General features: G+C 70.7%; 2 protein-coding genes and 1 pseudogene. 1 reads left to right on the forward strand and 2 read right to left on the reverse strand.

Annotation, left to right across the window (positions count from 1 at the left end):
* Positions 1–215: pseudogene (locus QM633_RS01300) on the reverse strand (hypothetical protein); the annotation flags it as partial.
* Between the two features lie 115 nt (positions 216–330).
* Between QM633_RS01300 and QM633_RS01305 the strand changes: the two are divergent.
* Entirely contained in the window at positions 331–1,578 is a 1,248-nt protein-coding gene (locus tag QM633_RS01305) for a pyrophosphate--fructose-6-phosphate 1-phosphotransferase (protein ID WP_415151911.1), read from the forward strand.
* Between the two features lie 209 nt (positions 1,579–1,787).
* Here QM633_RS01305 and QM633_RS01310 read toward each other — a convergent pair.
* Positions 1,788–2,829 (reverse strand): pyridoxal phosphate-dependent aminotransferase (locus QM633_RS01310; protein WP_415151912.1); only part of this gene is annotated, 1,042 nt, incomplete at its 5' end.

The raw sequence follows: 2,829 nt of genomic DNA on the forward strand, positions 1-2,829 counted from the left end.
ATCGCCGCCCCGGCGTTCGGCGCACGCCCGGCCAGGCGTGCGGCGGCCGTCTCGTCCGCCGCCGCCCTCGCCGCCGCGGACGCGACGAGTTCAGCCCTGCGGGCTGCGACGGCTTGCGCTCCCCCGTCCACGACGAGCCCCGCGACCAGGAGCAGCGCGAGCACGACGACGGCGAAGAACGCCGACATCGATACTCCCCGCTGGTCGCCGGCCATCCGCACCCCTCTCCGAGGGACCCATTGTGCGCCCGCCGACCCCGGTCCACGAGAGTTGTGCACAGGTTTGTTCGCGATCGGAATCGGTAGGCTGTGGGACGCTCAAGATCCCGCAATGATTGGAATTCCCACGATGGTCCAGAAAGTCGCTCTGCTCACCGCCGGGGGCTTCGCCCCGTGCCTGTCCTCCGCCGTCGGCGGCCTCATCGAGCGGTACACCGAGCTGGCTCCGGACGTGGAGATCATCGGCTACAAGAACGGCTACCAGGGACTGCTCACCGGCGACTTCCTGACCGTCACCGACGAGGTGCGGGCCAAGGCGAGCCTGCTCCACAACTACGGTGGCTCGCCGCTGGGCAACTCGCGCGTGAAGCTCACCAACGCGAAGGACCTGGTCAAGCGCGGTCTGGTCGCCGAGGGCGACGACCCGTTGAAGGTCGCGGCCGACCGGCTGGTCGCCGACGGGGTCGATGTCCTGCACACGATTGGCGGCGACGACACCAACACCACCGCCGCCGACCTCGCGGCCTACCTCGCCCGGCACGACTACGGGCTCACCGTCGTCGGCCTGCCCAAGACGATCGACAACGACGTGGTGCCGATCCGGCAGTCCCTGGGCGCCGACACGGCCGCGGAGATGGGCGCCCGGTTCGCGAAGAACGTGATGGCCGAGCACAACGCGGGGACGCGGATCCTGATTATCCACGAGGTGATGGGCCGCAACTGCGGCTGGCTCACCGCCGCCACTGCCCGCAAGTACCACGAGTGGGTCGAGAGCGTGGAGTGGCTGCCCGAGATCGGGTTGTCCAAGGATGCCTGGGACGTGCACGCGATCCTGGTCCCCGAGGCGGAGATCAACATCGAGCAGGAGGCGGCCCGCCTGATCAAGGTGATGGACGAGGTCGGCTGCGTGAACATCTTCCTCTCCGAGGGCGCCGGCATCGCCGACATCGTCGCCGAGATGGAGCGGAGCGGCCAGGAGGTGGCCCGCGACGCGTTCGGGCACATCCGGCTCGAACGGATCAACCCCGGCGCCTGGTTCGCCAAGCAGTTCTCGAAGATGCTCAACTCCGAGAAGGTCCTGGTGCAGAAGTCGGGCTACTACTCCCGTTCCGCCGCGGCCAACGCCTTCGATCTGGCGCTGATCCGGGAGATGACCGACCTGGCGGTCGACTCCGCCCTTGCCGGCAACCCCGGTGTCGTCGGCCACGACGAGGAGGCGGGCGACCTGCTCAGCGTGATCGCCTTCGACCGGATCAAGGGCGGCAAGCCGTTCGACATCAGCCAGGACTGGTACCTCGACCTGCTCGCCGGGATCGGCCAGCCGGCGCCGGTGCCGGCCCACGCGCCCGCCGAGCACTGAGCTCGCATCAGGGACTCCGCGTCCGCCGGTGGCGCCGCCCCCGACTGACCGGACACCGAGCCGTCCCCTGAACGGCAAAGGGGACAGACCTCCGAACGGGAAAAGAACCGTCCCCTGAACGAGATTGGGGACGGTTCCTTTCCCGTTCGCTGGTCTGTCCCCCATTCCGTTCGCTGGGACGGCGGGGGCCGAGGGGGTTCGGCCCCGGGTCAGGAGCCGGCGATGTAGGTGGCGAGGCGATCGAGGGCCTCGTCCAGCTCCGCCGTCGCCCCGCAGAAGCTGAGCCGCACCAGGCGGTGCCCTTCGGCGCGGTCGAAGTCGATGCCGGGGGCCAGCGCGACACCGGTGTCCGCGAGCACCTCCGCACACCAGCGCCGGCTGTCGTCGGTGAGATGACTGACATCGCACCACGCGTAGAAGGCGCCGTCCGGCGGGGCGAAGCTGGTGATGCCGAGTTCGGGCAGCCGGCGCAGCAACAGGTCGCGGTTCCGCGCGTAGCGGGCGACGTGGCCGTCGAGCTCGGCCCTGGCCCCCGGCCCGAACGCTGCCGGCGCCGCGGCTTGGGAGACCGCAGGAGCACAGATGGCGAGGTTGCCCTGCAGAAGTTCGGCCGGACGCCGCAGCGGCCCGGGAAGCAGCAGCCAGCCGAGCCGCCATCCGGTCATCGAGTGGTACTTGCTCACCGAGCCGAGCACGACGGCCTGCGTGGAGAACTCACGGACGCTCGCGCAGCGCCGTCCGTAGGAGATCCCGTGATAGATCTCGTCGCTCAGCAGCAGGCAGTCGTGCGCGGAACACCACCCGGCGATCGCCGCGAGCTCTCCGGGGTCGATGATCGTGCCGGTCGGATTGGACGGCGATGCCAGCACGAGTCCCGCCGGTACCCGGGGCAGCGCCTCCAGCATCGCGACGGTGGGCTGGAACCGGGTCGCGGGCCCGACGTCGAGGTCGAGGACGCGGCACCCGAGGCCGAGCAGGGTGTTGCGGTAGGCGGGGTAGCCCGGGCGCGTCATCGCCACGGTGTCGCCGGCGTCGAAGCCGGCGAGCACGGCGAGCTGGAAGCCGGCTGAGGATCCTGTGGTCACCAGGACCTCGTCGGGATCGACGGCCACCCGGTAGCGCCGCAGGTACTCGGCGGCGATCCCCCCGCGCAGTTCGGGGACGCCGGCCGAGACCGTGTAGCCGAGCACCTCCCCCGCCACCGCCGCGGCCGCCGCGTCCCGCACGGCCGCCGGTGCGGGCGTCGCCGGC

It is taken from the genome of Propionicimonas sp. (assembly GCF_047606205.1).
GTDB lineage: Bacteria > Actinomycetota > Actinomycetes > Propionibacteriales > Propionibacteriaceae > Propionicimonas.

Coding starts and splice junctions, on each gene's coding strand:
- QM633_RS01305 (WP_415151911.1), top strand. CDS start 331: ATGATTGGAATTCCCACGATGGTCCAGAAAGTCGCTCTGCTCACCGCC.